The organism is Brevundimonas sp. DS20 (assembly GCF_001310255.1).
GTDB lineage: Bacteria > Pseudomonadota > Alphaproteobacteria > Caulobacterales > Caulobacteraceae > Brevundimonas > Brevundimonas aurantiaca.
Window position 1 is genome coordinate 2,516,013 of the sequence record NZ_CP012897.1, and the last position, 16,627, is coordinate 2,532,639.

Sequence of the window (16,627 nt, forward strand, 5' to 3'; positions counted from 1 at the left end):
GTTAGAGCGGGACTCGCGGCCTATGGAAAGCGCATGTTCTCACAAGACATCCTGCGACTGGCGCAACAGATCGTCGCAACCGCGGCCGAGCGGGGCCTGATGATCGCCACGGCGGAAAGCTGCACCGGCGGCCTGGTCTCCGCCGTCCTGACGGCCGTCCCCGGTTCATCTGCGGTTCTGGATCGCGGCTTCGTCACCTACAGCAACGCCGCCAAGCAACAGATGCTGGGCGTGCCGGAGGCGACCCTGATCGCCCACGGCGCCGTCTCCGAGCCGACGGCCCGCGCCATGGCCGAAAGCGCCGCAGCCCAGTCGAACGCGAGCGTCAGCGTCTCCGTCACCGGAATTGCGGGGCCGGGCGGCGGCGGCCCGGACAAGCCGGTCGGCCTGGTCCATTTCGCGGCCCTGGGTCCGGGCGGGCTGGTCCACAGGATGGAGCGGTTCGGCGACCTGGGGCGCGACGCGGTCCGGATGGCGGCGCTCAGGGTCGCCTTGGAGATGTTGGCGGAGCGAGCCGCATCGTGACCGAACCCGTCGTCGTCGACGCCCGAGGCCACCGCTGCCCGGCGCCCAGCCTCAGGCTGCAAAAGGCCATGGCCGGGGCGGCGGCCGGCGCCCGTTTCGTCCTTCTGGCGACCGACCCTATGGCGCGCATCGACGCGCCGTTTCTAATGGCTCAGAAGCAGGGCCGCGTGATTTCGATCGAAGAGGTCGACGGCGTCCTGCGCCTTCTGGTCGAAGCGGGCTGAGTTTTCGACCCTAGGTCCGCGACCGCGTGCGGCGGCTGGCCCGCCGTTCCGACAGATCGACCACATCCGCCGCGGCGGAGGCCCTGCGCGCCTGTTCCGCCCTCTCGGCCCCGGCGGCGATCTCCATCTCGGTCGCGAAGGCGCCGCCGTAGAAGATGGCGTTGACGTTCCAGGACAGCCAGATCAGCAAAACCACCACGGCCCCGACCGAGCCATAGGTCGCTCCCAGAGGCGCGATCTGTTCGACATAGATGGCGCAGAGCCAGGATGAGACCACCGACATCAGGGTGGCCACCAGCCCTCCGGTGATCGACGGCAGCCAGGCCACCGGCGTCCGGTGACTCATGGCGTAGCGATAGAGCAACGTCAGCCCCACCACCAGGCCCAGGGCGGGCAGCAGGGCGTCGAGCGGCATCAGACCCGCATTGTCCCCCCTCGCCCCCGGCGAGGCGGCATGGGCCAGAATCCGCGCCGTCACCACGGCGCCGGACACGACGGTGAACAGGGCGAAGGCGAATATGGCGACGAAAAAGGCCAGTAGATTGAATTTGAAGAAGCCGTGAGGCTCAGTCTCATCGTGAATGAGATTAAGTCCCGCCAGCAACGCCTTGAACCCTCGATGGGCGGCGTAGGCGCCGACGAACAGGGCGAAGGCGCTCTGGGCCGAGACGGTCCGGGCGGAAGCCTTGGCCAACCGGGCGATCTCGTCGTGAAAAATGGTCTGGGCCGCGCGCGGCAACAGGTCGGACAGGGCGGCGGCCTGGGCGCTGACCTCATTGATCGACAGGCCCAGCTTATAGACGCCGATCAGGATGGCGATGGCCGGAAAGACGGCCAGAAGGGCGAAGAAGGAAACGCCCCCCGTGTAGAGCATGACGTCCCGGCCCCAGCTGCGGGTGAAGGCGCGCACGGCCAGACCGCCCCAGAAGCCGGGCGCCTTCAGAACCGATCGGGTCAGCTGATCGCTCAATCCGGTCCCCACAACCGTTACAACAAACCCCTAGACTTAAAGGATTCTGGAACGGGGGAAAGCCCTGTCGACGCACCTGCCTTTAAGGGCGGCCTGCGAAGGCGATAGTCCTTTATAAAATGCGTCGCGCTATGGTGGTCCGCCTCGCATGCGGCTATGGCCCCAGCGACCGATGGGGAGGGACTGGCTTGGCATTCGACGCGCGCGTTTTGATCCTGGCGGCTCATGACGCCCGTATCGGGCCGCTCGCCGCCGGCCTGGACGCGCTTGGCTGGACCACCGTCACCGCCCGCGATGTCGGCTCGGCCGAGGCGACGCTTCAGGACCTGCCGCTCGAAGCCGCCGTGATCGACTTTGATTCCCTGACGCCGGACGCGGCGGTCCGACTGCGCGCGGCGGCCCAACCGCGCCGCCTGTCCATCATGGTGGTCGGCGCAGCCCCCGACTCGGTCGAGGGCGCCGATGTCGCCATGTCGGTTCCGCCGCACCCGGCCCAGGCCGCCCTGCGTCTCGAACAGCTCGGCCGCGCCGCCATCGCCGAGGAAGAGTTTCACCTGCGGGTCGCCACCTTCGGCCTGCGGGGCATCAGCCTGGCCGCCGACCCCGGCGCGGCGGCGCCTCTGCGGATCCTGGCGGCCGGGGTTGCGGACCGTCGCTTCCTGGCCCTGTCCAACGCCTTGACCTCTGCGGGGGCCGAGGTGGTGGCGGCGCCCACCCCTTACACCGCCTTCGACTATCTGCATGAGACCCTGTTCGACGCCGCCATATTGTGGGGCGCAAAGGATCACACTCCGGCTCTGTCGATCGCCGCAGGCATGAAGCGCAACACGCGCCTGTATCATATTCCGCTGATGCTCTATCTGCGTGGCGCCGACGAAATCAGCCTGAACGAACTGTTCAATCGGGGCTTCGCCGACGTCGCCTCGACCGAAACGCCGGAGCAGGAGACGGCGGAGCGGGTCCTGGCCATGGCCGGCGCCCACCGCCGCCACCTGACCATCAGAAAGGCGCTGGATTCGGTCCGCAGTCTGGACCTGATGGACGCCTCCACCGGCCTGTTCACGCCCGAACTCTTCGCCGCCCACCTGGGTCGGGTCGCCGAGGCGTCTCGCGTTCGCAAACGTCCCCTGTCCGTCTGCGTTCTCAGGGTGCGCGAGACCGAGCCCGTCACCTGGGCGCGCCAGGGCGGCTGGCTGGACCGGGCCATGCCCCAGATCGGCGCCATGGTCTCGCGCCTGGTTCGGGTCGAGGATACGCCGGCCCGTCTGGCCAAGGAGGTCTTCGCCCTGGCCCTGCCCGCCACGCGCGGCGAGGCCGCTCGCCTGGCCGCCGAACGGATCGCCGCCGTCATCGGCTGCACCGCCTTCGACGCCGGCCCCGACCGCTCGCCCTTCGTCGCCGAATTCGACGTCGGCGCCGCCGAAATGCGCCCCGGCGAATCCGCCGGCGCCCTCCTCGAACGCGCCTCCGCCGACCTGTTCGACAAGACGCGGTAGGGCCCTTACGCCCCCGCCACCCGCGCCAGATCGGCCGTGATCCGCTCCGCCACCTTCAGCCGGTCTTCGGCCGTCGGCCAGTCCCCCGTCACAACGATCTTCTGATCGGGCCGGATCTTCCAGAAGGCGTGGTTCTTCTGGATCAGGCCGACCAGTCCGACCGGATTGGGGAAGCTGTTGTCGCGCAGGGTCAGCACCGCGCCGCGCGGCCCAATGTCGATCTTCTCGATACAGGCCCGGCGACAGTTGGCCTTGACGCCGACGATCTTCAGCAGCTGCTGCGCCTCGTCCGGCAGGGGCCCGAACCGGTCGATCAGTTCGGCGGCCAGGGCTTCACGATCCTCGGCCTGTTCGGCGTCGGACAGGCGGCGATACAGGCTGAGACGGACGTTCAGGTCCGGCACGTAGTCCTCTGGAATCAGGACGGAAGCGCCGACGTTGATCGACGGCGACCAGCCGCGATCCACATTCAGCCCCTCGCCCTTCTCGCGCAGTTCGGCGACCGCGTCCTCCAGCATCTGCTGGTAAAGCTCGACCCCGACCTCGCGGATATGGCCCGACTGTTCGTCGCCCAGCAGATTGCCGCCGCCGCGCTGGTCCAGGTCGTGGCTGGCCAGCTGGAAGCCGGCGCCCAGATTGTCCAGCGACTGCAGCACCTGCAGACGCCGCTCGGCCGACAGGGTCATCGGCTTGACCGGATCGGTGGTCAGATAGGCGAAGGCCCGGGCCTTGGACCGGCCTACCCGTCCCCGGATCTGGTACAGCTGGGCCAGGCCGAACATGTCGGCCCGGTGCACGATCAGGGTGTTGGCCGTCGGAATATCCAGCCCGCTCTCTACGATGGTGGTCGAGACCAGGACGTCGTACTCCCCCTCGTAGAAGGCGCTCATCACCTCCTCCAGCTGGGTCGCCGACATCTGGCCGTGGCCGACCACGAACTTGATCTCCGGCACCTGCTCGCGCAGGAATTTCTCGATGTCCGGCAGGTCCTTCAGACGCGGCGCGACATAATAGGCCTGACCGCCGCGATATTTCTCGCGCAGCAGGGCCTCGCGCACCAGCACCGGATCCCAGGGCGTCACATAGGTCCGCACCGCCAGGCGATCGACCGGCGGGGTGGCGATGATCGACATCTCGCGAATGCCCGACAGGGCCATCTGCAGGGTGCGCGGGATCGGGGTGGCGGTCAGGGTCAGCAGATGAACGTCGGCGCGCAGGGTCTTCAGCTTTTCCTTGTGCTTGACGCCGAAGTGCTGCTCCTCGTCCACGATCACCAGGCCCAGGTCGCGGAAACCGACCTGTTCGGCCAGGACCGCATGGGTGCCGACGACGATCTCGACCGAGCCGTCCTTCAGCCCCGCCCGCGTTTCGGTCGCCTCCTTGCCCGTCACCATCCGCGACAGCTGGCGCACCTTGACCGGCCAGCCGGCGAAGCGTTCGGTGAAGGTCTTGTAGTGCTGGCGCGCCAGCAGGGTAGTCGGCGCCACCACCGCCACCTGTTTGCCGGTCATGGCCACGACGAAGGCGGCGCGCAGCGCCACCTCGGTCTTGCCGAAGCCCACGTCGCCGCAGATCAGGCGATCCATCGGCGTGCCCTTGCCCAGGTCCTCCAGCACGTCGCCGATGGCGTTCAGCTGGTCGTCCGTCTCCTCATAGGGGAAGCGGGCGCAGAATTCGGCGAACAGGCCCGGCGCCGGCGTCACCGCCTCCGTCTCGCGCAGCGCCCGCTTGGCGGCCAGGGCGATCAGCCCCTCGGCCATGGCGCGCAGCCGTTCCTTGGCCTTAGCCTTCCTCGCCTGCCAGCCCGCCCCGCCCAGCCTGTCCAGCTGCACCCCGTCGGCGTCCGTGCCGTACCGGGTCAGAAGATCAATGTTTTCAACCGGCAGATAGAGTTTGCTGTCACCGGCGTACAACAGCTCCAGGCAGTCGTGCGGCGCTTCCTGGATATCCAGGGTCTTCAGCCCCTCATACCGCCCGATGCCGTGATCCAGGTGGACCACCAGATCGCCGGTCGTCAGGGCCGAGGCCTCGGCCAGGAAGTTGGACGCCCGCCGCTTCTTTCTCGGCCGCGCCAGCCGGTCGCCCAGGATGTCGGTTTCGGAGATGACGGCGACCGCATCTGTAACGAACCCATGCTCCACCGGCAGGACGCCGCGCAGATACACGTCCTTGGGCGCCGCCAGCACATCGGCCCAGTCGCGCACGGCGACGATATGATCCAGGCCGTGGTCGCCCAGCAAGGTCGCCAAGCGCTCCGACGAGCCTTCGGTCCACGAGGCGAACAGCACCCGACGCCCCTCGGCCTTCAGCGCCTGGGCATGAGCCGCGACCGCCTCGAACAGGTTGACGCTGTCCTGTGCTCGCTCGGCCGCGAAGGTCCGGCCCAGCCGACCGCCCGCGTCCTCGCCCCCGCCCGTAAAGGGCGTGAGCCGCCGCACCGACCGCCCGGCCAGGGCCTGGTTCCAGTCGCCGGCGTCCATATAGAGGGATTGCGGCGGCAGGGCGCGATTGGCGGCCGCATGCCCTCCCCCCTTCCCCTTTTGGGCCTTGGCCGCCTCGGCCCGCGCCTCATAGGCGTCGACGATCAGATCCCACCGCTCGGCCCGCGCGCTTTCGGCCTGATTGTCCAGAAAGACCTGCGCCTGATCCGGCAGATAGTCGAACAGGCTGTCCAGGCTTTCGTAGAACAGCGGCAGCCACTGCTCCATCCCCTGACGCCGCGCGCCCTCGCTGATGGTCGCATACAGGGGATCGTCGCCCGGCGCCCCGAACAGCTTCAGATAGCCGGTGCGGAAGCGCGATATGGCGTCAGCATCCAGCAGGGCCTCCGACACGGGCGCCAGCGACACGGCCGTCATCTGCCCGGTCGAGCGCTGGGTCTCAGGGTCGAAGGTGCGGATCGATTCCAGTTCCGACCCGAACATGTCCAGCCGCACCGGCTCCTCGAAGCCCGGCGGATAGACGTCCACCACCCCGCCCCGCACCGCGAACTCGCCCCGCTCCGACACGGTTGAGGCCCGGACATAGCCGTTGGCGGCGAAATACCGCTCCAGCGCCTGGATATCGAGATCGCGGCCGACCCTGGTCTCGAACCCCGCCTGGGTCGTCACCGACCGGGGCGGCGTCCTCTGCATGGCCGCGCCGACCGTCGTGACTACCAGAACCGGCCCCTCGCCCGGTTTGCGCTGCGCCAGCCGCGTCAGGGTCGCCATCCGCTGGGCGGCGATCCCCGCCGTGGGGCTCAGCCGGTCATAGGGCAGGCAGTCCCAGGCCGGATATTCCAGAATTTCGACGTCTTGCGAGAAGAATCGGAACGCCTGAACAAAGCCGCCGGCCCGCTGGTAGTCGCGCGCGACAAAGACCCCCACGCCGCCGGCGGCCTTGACCCGCTCCGCCACGACCAGGGCGTCCAGACCTTCCGGCGCCCCGCCCAGATCGGCGTCGGTCCGATGCACAGTCACCTGCTGATCCATCAGCCGATGCCCTTGCCGACCTCGGCGGCCACATGCTCGCGCATGAAGGCCCGCACCTTGGCCATCACCGGCGTCTCGAACTCCGGCGGCGTCGGATCACGCTCGATGATCCAGCCGTAGAGCCACTGGTCTTCCTCGTCGATCAGCCGCTCGAACACGTCCAGCTCGGCCTCGGTCAGGGTCGGGGCCACCTGATCCGAGAACGGCCCCAGCACCATGTCGGCCTCGCGGAAGCCCCGCCGCCAGCATCGGAACTGAATCCGGCCCAGCCTCTGCTTCCGCTCGGGAGTCATTTCGTCGCCACTTTCGTTTTGGGGACGCGCTTCGATTTCGGTCACAAGAATCCTTGCCCGTTGAATATGCTGGTGCGCTCAAACAGAGAGCCGCCGCGCGGCGAGCGATAGCGCACCCAGAATGGAAGAAGCGCAGATAGCGTTCCTGAACGGACTTCGCCACCCGTCATGGTCACGCTATGTTCACGGCGATGCGTCCGCAGATTCTTTTCCCCCTGTTCGCCGAGGTCTCCAGCCTAAAGGGCGTGGGCCCCCGCATCCTGCCCCTGGTGCAGAAGGTGGCGGGGCCGCTGGTGCGCGATCTGGTCTTCCTCAGCCCCTCCGGCGTCATCGTGCGCCGACCCATGGAGGCCGCGACCGCCGTGGACGGCGAGGTCGGGATCTTCGAGATCGTCATCGACCGCCTGTTCGTCCCCAGCCGCCCCGGCGCCCCGCTGAAGGTGCGCGCCAGCGACGCGACGGGCTTTGTTCACCTGGTCTGGTTCGGCGGCTCGCCCCAGCATATCGACCGGCTGCTGCCGCGCGGCGAGACCCGGCTGGTCTCGGGCAAGGTCGAGCGGTTCAACGGCGAGGTCCAGATCGTCCATCCGGACATCGTGACGCCCGACAAGGCCGCCGACATCCCCGCCTCCGAACCCGTCTATCCGGCGACCCAAGGCCTGACCTCGCGCCAGCTGCGCAAACTGGTCCAGGCCGCCCTGCCCGCCGCCCCCGACCTGCCGGAATGGCAGGACCCTGCCTGGCTGAAGAAACAGAACTGGCTGTCCTGGCGCGCGGCGCTGGACGCCCTGCACGCCCCGACGGGCGAGCCCGACCTGTCGCCCGACGCCCCCGCCCGCCAGCGCCTGGCCTATGACGAATTCCTCGCCCACCAGCTCGCCCTGGCCCGCCGTCGCCGCGCCCGGGAGATCAAGCCCGCCCCCGTCATCGCGCCCGGCGCCGCCTCCGACTGCCTGCTCCAGGCCCTGCCCTTCACCCTGACGGGCGCCCAGGCCCAGGCCGTCGCCGAAATCCGCCGCGACCTGGCCTCCGGCAAACAGATGGGCCGGCTGCTTCAGGGCGACGTCGGTTCGGGCAAGACCGCCGTCGCCGCCCTGGCCCTGGCCGACGCGGCCTCCAGCGGCTTCCAGTCCGCCCTGATGGCCCCGACCGAAATCCTGGCCCGCCAGCATTATGAAAAGCTCGGTCCCCTGCTGGAGGCGGCCGGCGTCGCCTCCGTCCTACTGACCGGCCGGGATGCGAACGGCCAGAGACGCGAGAAACTGGCTGCCCTGGCCTCCGGTCACGTCCAGGTCGCCATCGGCACCCACGCCCTGTTCCAGGACGCCGTCCGTTTCGACCGCCTCGCCCTGGCCGTCATCGACGAACAGCACCGGTTCGGCGTCAGCGAGCGCCAGCGGCTCCAGGCCAAGGGCGATCCGCGCCTGGGCGCCGTCCACCTGCTGACCATGTCGGCCACCCCCATCCCCCGCACCCTGGAACTGACCCAGTACGGCGAGCTGGAGGTCAGCCGCCTGATGGAGAAGCCGCCGGGCCGCACCCCCGTCACCACCGCCGTCGTCCCCCTGGCCCGCATCGGCGAGGTCGCCGCCCGGCTGAAGACGGCGCTGGACGCCGGCGCACAGGCCTATTGGATCTGCCCCCTCGTCGCCGAATCCGAGGCCATAGACCTCGCCGCCGCCGTCGACCGCGCCGACGACCTGCGCCGCCTGCTGGGGGTCGAGGTCGGCCTGGCCCACGGCCAGATGCCCGGCGCCGAGCGCGAGGCCGTCATGGCAGACTTCGCCGACGGCCGCATTCCCCTGCTGGTCGCCACCACGGTGGTTGAGGTCGGGGTCGACGTGCCCAACGCCTCCATCATGGTCATCGAACACGCCGACCGTTTCGGCCTGGCCCAGCTGCACCAGCTGCGCGGCCGCGTGGGTCGCGGCGCAAAGGCCAGTTCCTGCATCCTGCTGTACGGCGGCCAGGACGGCGCCCTCGGCGAAACCGCCAAGGAACGGCTCGAAACCCTGCGCCGCACCGAGGACGGCTTCGTCATCGCCGAGGAAGACTTCCGCCTGCGCGGCGGCGGCGACCCGCTGGGCCTGAAACAGAGCGGCTTCCCCGCCTACCGCTTCGCCGACCCGATCCGCCACCGCGCCCTGATGCTGGCCGCCGCCGACGACGCCCGCCTGATCCTGAACCGCGACCCCGACCTGGCGTCCGAGCGCGGTCAGGCGGTTCAGGTGCTGGAGGAGTTGTTCGACTGGAAGGGGCATAAGGCGGGGTCGGATTGAAGGGGCGCCGCGCCCACGTCCGTGATCCTGGACCTTGCGCCTAGGATCCAAAGACTCGACCGGCTAGAACGCCCCGGATGTTGCGCCTGTTAGAACTCAAACTGCCCCTCGACCACCCGCCGGAGGCCTTGCCCGCCGCGATCGCCGCCCGGCTGGGCGTGCCGCCGCACGATCTTGTCTCCTGGTCGATATGGAAGCGGGCGCACGACGCCCGCCGGAAATCCGCGATTCTGAAAGTCTACATCCTCGACGTCGAGGTGAGGGATGAAGCGGCGGTGCTGGCCCGCCTTGCAGACGACGTGCACGTGGCGCCGACGCCGGACGTCGCCTATCGCCCGGTCGCCGTCGCCCCCAGCACCGAGCGCCTTCGGCCGGTCGTGATCGGGGCCGGGCCGTGCGGCCTGTTCGCCGGGCTGATCCTGGCCGAGATGGGGTTCAAGCCGATCATCCTCGACCGCGGCAAGGTGGTTCGGCAGCGGACCAAGGACACCTGGGGCCTGTGGCGGAGCAGCAAGTTGGACCCGGAATCCAATGTGCAGTTCGGCGAGGGCGGCGCGGGCACCTTCTCCGACGGCAAGCTCTACAGCCAGATCAAGGATCCGCGTTTCCTGGCCCGCAAGGTGTTGACCGAATTCGTCGCAGCCGGGGCGCCGGAGGAAATCCTCACCGAGGCCCACCCGCACATCGGCACCTTCCGCCTGGTGACCATGGTCGAGGCCATGCGCGAGAAGATCGAACGGCTGGGCGGCGAGTACCGCTTCGAGCACCGGGTCACCGACATCGATCTCGACAAGGGCGTCCTTCGGGGCGTGCGCCTGCACACCGGCGAGACGCTGGAGGCCGATCACGTGGTCTTCGCCATCGGCCATTCGTCGCGCGACACCTTCCAGACCCTCTACGACCGCGGCGTCCATATCGAGGCCAAGCCGTTCTCGATCGGCTTCCGCATCGAGCATCCGCAGTCGTGGATCGACAAGGCCATGTTCGGCCCCTGCGCCGGCCACCCCGACTTGGGCGCTGCGGCCTATTCGCTGTCGCACCATTGCAGCAACGGCCGCACCGTCTACAGCTTCTGCATGTGCCCGGGCGGCACGGTGGTCGCGGCCACCAGCGAGCCCGGCCGCGTCGTGACCAACGGCATGAGCCAGTATTCGCGCAACGAGCGCAACGCCAACTCCGGCTTCGTGGTCGGCATCTCGCCCGAGGATTATCCGAGCGACCATCCGTTGGCGGGCATCGAACTGCAACGGGATCTGGAGACCCGCGCCTATGCGGCCGGCGGCGGGGACTATTTCGCACCGGGCCAGCTGGTCGGCGACTTCCTGGCGGGCCGCCCCTCGACCGCGCTGGGCGAGGTCGTCCCCAGCTACAAACCGGGCGTGCGCCCGACCGACCTGGCGCCCCTGATGCCCGACTATGTGATCGCCGCCATGCGCGAGGCCCTGCCCGTCTTCGGCCGCAAGATCGCCCGCTACGACGACGCCCAGGCGGTTCTGACGGGCGTCGAAACCCGCAGTTCATCCCCGATCCGAATGACCCGCGGCGCCGACTTCCAGAGCCTGAACGTGCGCGGCCTCTTCCCTGCCGGCGAAGGCGCCGGCTATGCCGGCGGCATCCTGTCGGCCGCCGTCGACGGCATCAAGGTCGCCGAAGCCGTCGCCCGGTCGATGGTTGCGAAGGCGGCGGCCTAGATCGGTCGAACCCAGACAGCGCCCACCGTCAGTTTTTTGGATGCCCGTGGCCGGCTCACGATCCACGGCGGACGGGTTGAGAAGGCCAAAGGCGTCAGGTCGTTGGAGCGTCGGCTATTCGGGCCTGTACGCGAGACCGATCCCGACCCATTGCGGACACTGCGCCTAAGGCTCTGGTCGAGCAATGCGAGGGAAACCAAGAGCGGGAAAGCGTGCCGCCCTTCTTTTGGGTGGGGTGCTCATTGCGGTTATCATGGCCCTTGGTCTGGCGATCACGCCTGCCCCAAGCCCAGACGTTGCCGATGAGATTGATCGGCTGCTCGAACAAGACCCGTGCGTTGGTTCAACTGCTCGGTGGCCGTCCCGCTACTACGTGTGGGAAAGGCCCGCGTGGTCAACAAGGGAGCCGCGGATCGATTTCTTGTGGCTCCTGAGTGGTCCGTGGTTTGGCTCAGACACGTCGAGGGTCAACGTTCGCTTCCACGAAAATGCGTCGCCTGACATGTATCTTCCGGGCCGTCATTTACTTCGGGCCGATCAGGAAGTGATGTGGCTCGATAGCTCGAACGACAAGTTCGTGTTCGGAACCTATGATGTCCAGACACGAAAGTTCATCGATTTGACCTGCGGACCGAACTAACCCGGAAAGTCTGCTTCCCACCCCGAACAGATGTCCCGAACGTCCGCTTTCCAGCGCGGCTCTGCTAAATGCAAATGCGAGGAGAGCGGTTCGTATAGATGAACCAAGGAAGGCAAACGAAGGTCACCTCCCCCAATTTGTCGAACTGAAGCTAATCCTTTCAACACCCTAACGCGTCCGAACGGCCATCGACCAAGCACGCATCCAGACCGTGCTAACCTCGTCGTCCGGTCTTTGACATCAGGCGCGCGCCGCAGTCCGCCTGCGCCGTCCGCTCCCCATCAACGCCCCAGTCGTCGCCCCTGGCGCGTTTGGCGCCTTTGGCACGGTTGTCACCCTGTTTTCGCGCCAAACCGACCGGCCTCAGACGATCATAAGGCGCAGCCGTCGCCCACGGCCCATTTGGCGGTTTGGCGGTTTGGCGGTTTGTCACCCTGTTTTTACGACAAGCCTGCCAAAACTCAGCCGATCATGCAGGTCCAGCCGTCGAACCCGACCTCGACATTGGCCGGAACAATCGCCGACAATTCCTTGTAATCCATGTCGATATGCAGGTTCGTCAGCACGGCCCGCTCGACGTCCGCCGCCGCAATCCACTCCAGCGTCCGGTCCAGATGGGCATGGGTCGGATGGGGGGTGTAGCGCAGGGCGTCGACGATCCAGACCTGACAGCCGGCCACCGCACGGATCGCCGCGTCGTCCAGGTCCGAGACGTCGCTGGAATAGGCCATGTCGCCCAGCCGATAGCCGACCGACCGGATCGGCCCGTGCCCCTGATCGAAGGTCACGACCGGGATCGCGCCCCCCGGCCCCTCCACCGACCAGGCCGTCCCGTGCGGCGGAATGACCTGGGCGTCCAGCAGCGGCGGATAGCCGAACTTGCTCTCGAAGATATAGTCGAACCGGTGCGACAGGGACGTCAGGGTCGCCTCGTCCATCCAGGCCGGGATCCGCTTGCGCGCCCGCGTGGCGAAGGTGCGCAGATCGTCGATCCCATGGGTCTGATCCGCATGGTCGTGGGTATAGAGGACGGCGTCCACATGCCGGGTCCCAGAGGCCAGCATCTGCTCGCGCAGATCCGGCGAGGTGTCGATCAGGACATTGGTCGTCCCCTCCGGCCCGGTCTTGCGCGCCAGCATCGAGCAGCGCGTGCGCCGGTTCCTCGGCTCGGCCGGGTCGCAGACGCCCCAGTCGCCGTCGCCCCGCGGCACCCCGCCCGAGGATCCGCTGCCCAGGATGACGACTTCGAAGCTCATGCCGATCTCGGTATCCGGTCAAAGAGGCCGAAGAAGGCCTCGGTGGTTCTCTGGTCCGCCTCCTCGGCGCTCCAGCCCCGGATCTCGGCCAGCTTGTCCAGCACATGGCCGATATAGGCCGGCTCGTTGCGCCGCCCCCGATGCGGGATGGGCGCCAGATAGGGGCAGTCGGTCTCGACGATTATACGCTCGGCCGGCATGTCGCGGATCACCGCCCGCACATCCTCGGCCGCCTTGAAGGTGGCGATCCCTGAAACCGAGAACCAGGCCCCCAGTTCCGCTGCGATTCCCGCCAGTTCCGCCCCGCTGGTGTAGCAGTGCATCAGCATCTTGAACGGCCCGGCGGCGTGCTCCTCCTTCAGGATCGCCCCCATGACCGCGTCCGCCTCGCGGGTGTGGATCACCAGCGGCAGGCCCGTCTCGCGCGCTGCAGCCACATGCTGGCGGAACACCGCCGCCTGGATCTCGCGCGGGCTGAAGTCATAGTGGAAGTCCAGGCCGCACTCCCCGATCCCCACCACCTTGGGCCGCTGCGCCAGCTCCACCAGGGTCGCCGCCGTCAGTTCCGCCGCGTCCTTGGCCTCGTGCGGATGGACCCCGACCGTGCACCAGATGTCGTCGTTGGCCATGGCGATCCCGTGGGTCGCTTCAAAGGTGGTCAGCTTGTCGGAGATCTCGACCATCAGAGCGACCCCGGCCTCGCGCGCCCGGGCGATCACCGCGTCCCGGTCTTCGTCGAACTGGGGGGCGTGCAGGTTCACATGGCTGTCGATCAGCATCAGCCTCTCCGTTCCTCTTGCGCCTGAACCCGTTTCAGGTCGGCCAGCGCCCCGGCCAGGACATCGCCCCGGTCCAGGTTCAGCCCGGCCGCCCGCTCCGGCAACGGCTGCAGCCGCTCCCACAGCTCGGCCCAACGGTTGCCGAAGCCGGGCGCACTGTTCAGGGCCCGCATCCGCACCGCCGCGATCAGCCGGTCCATCAGGATGTCGAACCGCTCCTGGCCTTCCGCGCCCCGGAACCTGTCGGCGACGGCCAGGGCCTCGGCCCGGTCCACATCGCCCTCGACCCAGCGCCGCGCCAACTGGTCCATCTCGAAGGTCGCCCCCGACGCCAAGGCCAAGGCCGCGCCGGGCGATCCGCCCGCCATGGCCGCCGCGTGCTCGGCCGCCTCCGGCTCGGCCCCCGTGCGGTTCCGCACCAGGGTCTCCAGCCGCTCCTGGCTCCAGATCGGGAAGCTCAGCCGCCGACAGCGCGAACGGATCGTGGCCAGCAGGCGCCCAGGGGCGTGGGTCACCAGGAACAGCACGCCCCGCTCGGGCGGCTCCTCCAGAACCTTCAGCAAGGCGTTGGCCGCATTGATGTTCAGGTCATCGGCCGCATCGATGATCGCCACCCGGTGCTGGGCCTGGGAAGGGCTCTTGGAAAAGAACTCGGGCAGGTCGCGCGACTGATCGACCGAGATCGACTTCTTGGTCTTGCCCCCCTCGACCATCCGTTCCAGCACCAGCAGGTCGGGATGGGACTGGGCCGAGATCAGCCGGCTGACCGGATCGTCACGCCGCGCCCCCAGCGGCCCCCGCCCTGGATCGGCCGCCGCCCCCAGCAGCCGCCGCGCCGCGCGATAGGCGAAGGTCGCCTTGCCCGTCCCCTCGACCCCGCACAACAGCCAGGCGTGGTGCAGCCGCCCCCGCTCCCAGGCGTCCAGAAAGGCCGCCTCGGCCGCCGCGTCGGGGACCAGGTCGAACCGGTCGCGCGGGTGGTCCTCGCTCACAGCAGCCGGTCCTGCACCGCCCGCCAGACCCGCGCCTCGACCTCGTCCGGTGAACCCACGGCGTCGATGAGCACGCACCGATTAGGGTTGGCCTCGACGATGCGCAGAAAGCCCTCGCGCAGCCGCTGATGAAACTCCAACCCCTTGGACTCGAACCGCGTCTCGAACAGGCCGCGCCCGAACGCCCGCTCCAGCCCCACCTCGACCGGCAGGTCGAACACCAGGGTCAGATCCGGCTGATCGTCTCCGACCACGCCCGCATCGATCTGTTCGATAAAGCTCTGGGCGACGCCCCCGCCCGCGCCCTGATAGGCTCGACTGCTGTCGGCGAACCGGTCGCACACCACCCAGTCGCCCGCCGCCAGCGCCGGCCGAATGGTCCGCTCCAGGTGATCCGAGCGCGCGGCGTACATCAGCAGGGTCTCGGTCATGGCCGACCAGGGCTCGGCGTCGGTGGCCACGACGAGGTTGCGGATCACCTCCGCCCCCTTCGATCCGCCCGGCTCGCGCGTGCGGACCACCTGGCGGTCGCCCATAACGGGCTGCAGCCGCTCGACCAGCCGCCCGACCTGAGTCGACTTGCCGGAGCCTTCTCCGCCTTCGAAGCTGATGAATTTCCCACGGGTCACGGGCGCACTAATGGCGTCCGCAGCGCGGGAGGCAAGACTTAGCCGCCGGATATCAACAGAGCGTCCGCATATCCGCGCGCCACGACCGCCTGTCGCGCGGTCTCGGCCGCATTGGCGTCGCCCCAGGGACCGACCAGAACGCGGTACAGTCCGCCGGTCTCGTCCACGGTCGCCCGCTCGCCCAGCCTCCGCGCGATCCGCCGGGCGCTGTTCTGATCCCTGAACGCCCCGGCCTGGACCCAGAAGCCGCCGCCCGCGCCGACCGGGGCTTCGGCCGAGGTCGAGGGAGCGGGGGCCGCCGCCTCGGCCCTGAGCACAGCGCCGCCGCCCAGTCGCGGCGCCCGGCCGAGATAGCGAACCCGCACCCGCCCCACGCCTTGCCGCAGCAGATCCAGCTCCTGCGCCGCGCCTCGCGACAGATCGATGATTCGCCCATCGACGAACGGCCCGCGATCATTGACCCGCACCACGATCCGGCGCCCATTCTCCAGATTGGTGACCTCGACCAGGCCCGGCAGCGGCAGGGTCTTATGCGCCGCGGTCAGCTGGCGCATGTCGAACCGTTCGCCGGTCGAGGTCGGCCGACCGTTGAAGGCGTCGCCGTACCAGGAGGCCAGACCGACCTCGTCATAATCCGGCTGTTCCTTGGGCGTGTACCACCGCCCGCGCACCTGATAGGGCCGCATCGTGCCCGACACGATCGGGGCCGGGTCCCTGACCACGGGCGCGGCTCCGCCGCCTCGCCCGCCGCCCAAGGTCGAACAGGCCGCCAGCAGCGAGAACAGCCCCAAAACCAGGCCGCTCCGGATCCACTGTCCAACTCGCATCGGCACGCCTCGTCACACCCGTCCAAAAACAGGATGACCGAAGACATTTCCGCTTTGGTTAATGGGGCGTTCGCCTGCTATGGCGTCCGCCCGACCGGGCGATCCGGCAAGGAAGTGTGGCCGAGTGGTTTAAGGCACTGGTCTTGAAAACCAGCGACGGTGCGAGCCGTCCGTGGGTTCGAATCCCACCGCTTCCGCCATTCGCATTAATTTTATTACGCAAATTCTAGCTTTTTCTATACGCCCACCTAAACACCCGCCTATCACAACACCGCTTCAGATGGCTTTTCAGGGCGTTCGAGGTGTGTTCGGTTATCTCCAGTTTCGCCTGGTCCGGGAGTTCTGTCTCACTTCCACAGCGGTTTCAGCCGCGATTCGGCGATATGCCCGAACCATCTCAGGCGAAGAGAGAACGAGAGTCCGCCAAGCACGCAGCACTGTCGTCAGCCGGATCGCGCCGTCTCCTTAATCGACCCTCGCCATCATCCAGCGACGAAAGGCGTCGGCGCCCGCTTGTGCCCCGAAGTGAATCGTGTCGGCCATGGCGTAGAAC

At 68.2% G+C, this 16,627-nt stretch carries 13 protein-coding genes and 1 tRNA gene; 6 read left to right on the forward strand and 8 right to left on the reverse strand.

All coding sequences use genetic code 11. From position 1 onward, the window contains the following. Positions 1 to 33 precede the first annotated feature (33 nt). Together JL11_RS12300 and JL11_RS12305 are read left to right on the forward strand one after the other, a co-directional pair. Positions 34 to 525, forward strand: a complete 492-nt coding sequence (locus JL11_RS12300; RefSeq protein ID WP_054765912.1) for a CinA family protein — start codon at positions 34 to 36, stop codon at positions 523 to 525. Further along, positions 522 to 749 (forward strand): sulfurtransferase TusA family protein, encoded by a 228-nt coding sequence (locus tag JL11_RS12305; RefSeq protein WP_054765913.1) that lies wholly within the window; start codon positions 522 to 524, stop codon positions 747 to 749. Before JL11_RS12300 ends, JL11_RS12305 begins: the two co-directional genes overlap by 4 nt. Positions 750 to 759: 10 nt before the next feature. On the opposite strand, the gene JL11_RS12310 is transcribed toward JL11_RS12305, so the two are convergent. Continuing rightward, positions 760 to 1,623: a YihY/virulence factor BrkB family protein gene (locus tag JL11_RS12310; protein ID WP_182713208.1), complete on the reverse strand. Its 864-nt coding sequence runs from the start codon at positions 1,621 to 1,623 to the stop codon at positions 760 to 762. A gap of 284 nt (positions 1,624 to 1,907) precedes the next feature. Between JL11_RS12310 and JL11_RS12315 the strand changes: the two genes are divergently transcribed. Continuing rightward, a complete protein-coding gene (locus tag JL11_RS12315; protein ID WP_054765914.1) occupies positions 1,908 to 3,215 on the forward strand; it encodes a diguanylate cyclase domain-containing protein in 1,308 nt (435 codons plus the stop codon). Positions 3,216 to 3,220: 5 nt separating this feature from the next. Here JL11_RS12315 and mfd read toward each other — a convergent pair whose 3' ends face one another. Both mfd and JL11_RS12325 read right to left on the reverse strand, forming a co-directional pair. Then, positions 3,221 to 6,688, reverse strand: a complete 3,468-nt coding sequence (gene mfd / locus JL11_RS12320) for a transcription-repair coupling factor (protein ID WP_054765915.1) — start codon at positions 6,686 to 6,688, stop codon at positions 3,221 to 3,223. Beyond that, positions 6,688 to 6,981, reverse strand: coding sequence for an FAD assembly factor SdhE (locus JL11_RS12325; protein WP_201463963.1), 294 nt, complete (start codon positions 6,979 to 6,981; stop codon positions 6,688 to 6,690). Before JL11_RS12325 ends, mfd begins: the two co-directional genes overlap by 1 nt. Before the next feature lie 191 nt (positions 6,982 to 7,172). On the opposite strand from JL11_RS12325, the gene recG reads away from it, so the two are divergent. Then, positions 7,173 to 9,260 carry an ATP-dependent DNA helicase RecG gene (recG, locus tag JL11_RS12330; protein WP_054766964.1) on the forward strand — a complete coding sequence of 696 codons (2,088 nt, stop codon included), beginning with the start codon at positions 7,173 to 7,175 and terminating at the stop codon, positions 9,258 to 9,260. Positions 9,261 to 9,337: 77 nt separating this feature from the next. Then, positions 9,338 to 10,951 (forward strand): NAD(P)/FAD-dependent oxidoreductase, encoded by a 1,614-nt coding sequence (locus JL11_RS12335; RefSeq protein ID WP_054765917.1) that lies wholly within the window; start codon positions 9,338 to 9,340, stop codon positions 10,949 to 10,951. Positions 10,952 to 12,052: 1,101 nt separating this feature from the next. On the opposite strand, the gene JL11_RS12340 is transcribed toward JL11_RS12335, so the two are convergent. The 5 genes from JL11_RS12340 to JL11_RS12360 are packed head-to-tail and all read right to left on the reverse strand — an operon-like array spanning position 12,053 to position 16,074. Then, positions 12,053 to 12,847, reverse strand: a complete 795-nt coding sequence (locus tag JL11_RS12340; protein WP_054765918.1) for an MBL fold metallo-hydrolase — start codon at positions 12,845 to 12,847, stop codon at positions 12,053 to 12,055. After that, positions 12,844 to 13,626 carry a TatD family hydrolase gene (locus JL11_RS12345; RefSeq protein WP_054765919.1) on the reverse strand — a complete coding sequence of 261 codons (783 nt, stop codon included), beginning with the start codon at positions 13,624 to 13,626 and terminating at the stop codon, positions 12,844 to 12,846. The genes JL11_RS12340 and JL11_RS12345 overlap by 4 nt, the downstream gene beginning before the upstream one ends. Next, positions 13,626 to 14,618 carry a DNA polymerase III subunit delta' gene (locus JL11_RS12350; protein WP_054765920.1) on the reverse strand — a complete coding sequence of 331 codons (993 nt, stop codon included), beginning with the start codon at positions 14,616 to 14,618 and terminating at the stop codon, positions 13,626 to 13,628. The genes JL11_RS12345 and JL11_RS12350 overlap by 1 nt, the downstream gene beginning before the upstream one ends. Beyond that, a complete protein-coding gene (tmk, locus tag JL11_RS12355) occupies positions 14,615 to 15,247 on the reverse strand; it encodes a dTMP kinase (RefSeq protein WP_054765921.1) in 633 nt (210 codons plus the stop codon). Before tmk ends, JL11_RS12350 begins: the two co-directional genes overlap by 4 nt. A 38-nt stretch (positions 15,248 to 15,285) precedes the next feature. Beyond that, positions 15,286 to 16,074 (reverse strand): septal ring lytic transglycosylase RlpA family protein, encoded by a 789-nt coding sequence (locus tag JL11_RS12360; protein ID WP_054765922.1) that lies wholly within the window; start codon positions 16,072 to 16,074, stop codon positions 15,286 to 15,288. A 110-nt stretch (positions 16,075 to 16,184) separates the two neighbouring features. Here JL11_RS12360 and JL11_RS12365 point away from each other — a divergent pair. Continuing rightward, positions 16,185 to 16,274, forward strand: a tRNA-Ser gene (locus JL11_RS12365). Positions 16,275 to 16,627: the final 353 nt, after the last annotated feature.